This window comes from Melaminivora alkalimesophila (genome assembly GCF_000282995.1).
GTDB classification, from domain to species: Bacteria; Pseudomonadota; Gammaproteobacteria; order Burkholderiales; family Burkholderiaceae_C; genus Melaminivora; species Melaminivora alkalimesophila.
Genome location: NZ_ALEE01000818.1, coordinates 1 through 1,142 on the forward strand (window position 1 = coordinate 1; position 1,142 = coordinate 1,142).

At 73.4% G+C, this 1,142-nt stretch carries 2 protein-coding genes; both read right to left on the bottom strand.

The window, feature by feature from the left end:
- Positions 1-464 (bottom strand): tRNA (adenosine(37)-N6)-dimethylallyltransferase MiaA (miaA, locus tag A612_RS15785; RefSeq protein ID WP_019375398.1); only part of this gene is annotated, 464 nt, incomplete at its 3' end.
- Positions 454-1,142 (bottom strand): MFS transporter (locus A612_RS15790; RefSeq protein ID WP_019375399.1); only part of this gene is annotated, 689 nt, incomplete at its 5' end. The genes A612_RS15790 and miaA, both read right to left, overlap by 11 nt.

The following is a 1,142-nucleotide window of genomic DNA, read 5'->3' on the forward strand; positions in this document are numbered from 1 at the left end:
ACGCGCGCCAGCTCGGCGTGCATCGCCGGCCAGCCGAGGGCGGCGGCCTGGGCGTCGAGGCGCGCGCGCACCGCCGGGTCGGCCGGCGGCATGTCGTCGATGCCTTCGATCAGCGCCTTGAAGTACAGCATGGTCCCGCCCACCAGCAGCGGCAGGGCGCCGCGCGCGCGGATGTCCTGGATGCGCTGCGTGGCGTCGCGCACGAACTCGGCGGCACTGTAGGCCTCGCGCGGGTCGCGGATGTCGATCAGGTGGTGCGGCACACGCGCGCGCTCGGCGGGCGTGGGCTTGGCGGTGCCGATGTCCATGCCGCGATAGACCAGTGCCGAATCCACGCTGATGATCTCCACCGGCTGCGCGGGCGCGAGCGCCTCGGCCACGGCGAGGGCGGCGGCCGTCTTGCCCGAGGCGGTCGGCCCGGCGATGGCGAGCGCCGGCAGGGGGGTCTTGCCCTCAGTTGGCATCCGGCGGTTCCCCGTGGCGTTGCACCAGCGTCCAGGCGACCAGCGCCAGCATGACGGACCACGCTGCCACGCCGCGCACCAGCGGCCAGACGCTGCCGTCCAGCGCCGTTCCCAGCCACCAGCCGATGCCGAAGGCGGCGATCATCATCATGAAACCGTTGAGCGCCGAAGCCACGCCCGCCGCCTGTGGAAAGGGCCCCACGGCGCCGGACTGGCCGCAGGGCTGGTGCACGCCGTGGCCGAGCATGAACAGGTAGAAGGGCGGCAGCAAGGTCGCCACGCTGTGCCAACCCGCGAGCGCCGCCGCCAGCGTGAGCAGCCCGCCCGAGAGGCTGAGCGCGCCGCCGATCGCGACCGTGCGGCGCAGGCCCACGCGCGCGAGCAGCCGGCGGCACAGCAGCGTGCCCAGCAGGTAGAAGGCGGCGTTGGACAGCAGCACGAGGCCGTATTGCGTGCGCGACAGGCCCAGTACCTCGATGTAGACGAAGGAGGACGCGGCCAGGAAAGTGAACAGGCCGCCGTAGCTCGCCGTGGTCAGCAGCGAGAAGGCCCAGAAGGTGGGCGAGCGCAGCACCAGCAGCCAGTTGCGCAGGAAGGTGGCGGGCTGCAGCGCGCGCGGGTTGGGTTGCGCGAGCGTCTCGGGCAGGCGCAGCGCGACCACCGCCAGCGTGGCGGGGG